Below are 724 nucleotides of genomic sequence, written 5' to 3' on the forward strand. Positions count from 1 at the left end.
GGCGTTAGCTGAATAGAGGCAACTTTGATTATGTTTGTAATTCCAGATACTGATAAGAAAATACGGGCGAAGATCTCTAGCTACAAATCGGCGTTTAACCGTGAACTGAGAGATTATGGGTATATCTCTGATGGTTATGGCAAGAGATACTTAATGTTTCCGTTGTTGCTTGTTCTAAATGATCTAAAGAAAGCAGAAGAATATGTAGGGTGGCATGATTCACAGTTTCCTGATGATATGGGAGAGCCTATTCAGATGCTGTGTCGTTCAATACTAACGTATCGTATAGGCAATATTGATCAAGCTTCTTACGAATTAGCTGAAACCATGCTTTCAAATGTGTACTTATTGCCATGGCTACTAAATGAAAAAGTAGAGCCTTTTGATATGTGGCATACATCTAACTTCCAAATGGTTGATCACTGTGAGTATGTACCAGAGAGGGTTCTAGAAAGCATATCAGAGCAGGAGTTTGAATGGATTTCCCGTTGTTATAATTCAGAGGCTTTTATAAAAGCGCGGACACGTTACATTGAAATCCACATGCTCTTAAATCTTGTATCAGACATTGATGAACGCGCTAGATTATTAGGTGAGTCCTATAAGTTACTAGAACCCCTTGAAAAATTCAGCTAACAAAGCATTTAAGAGTGATTCGCAACGCTTGGCGGTTTCGCTTCGCTCAAGTATAGCCAAGCGTCGCTCACACCTTAATGCGGCGTTA

At 39.6% G+C, this 724-nt stretch carries 1 protein-coding gene; it reads left to right on the forward strand.

The window, feature by feature from the left end; all coding sequences use genetic code 11:
• Window positions 1-30 precede the first annotated feature (30 nt).
• Window positions 31-636 carry a hypothetical protein gene (locus FKN16_RS24350; RefSeq protein WP_170903746.1) on the forward strand — a complete coding sequence of 202 codons (606 nt, stop codon included), beginning with the start codon at window positions 31-33 and terminating at the stop codon, window positions 634-636.
• Window positions 637-724: the final 88 nt, after the last annotated feature.

Origin of the sequence: Vibrio sp. 11-4(1), from assembly GCF_013048625.1 — a bacterium.
Lineage (GTDB): Bacteria > Pseudomonadota > Gammaproteobacteria > Enterobacterales > Vibrionaceae > Vibrio > Vibrio diabolicus.

Bases quoted from the DNA above. Each gene is read 5' to 3' on its own strand.
- FKN16_RS24350 (WP_170903746.1), top strand. From the start codon at position 31: ATGTTTGTAATTCCAGATACTGATAAGAAAATACGGGCGAAGATCTCT.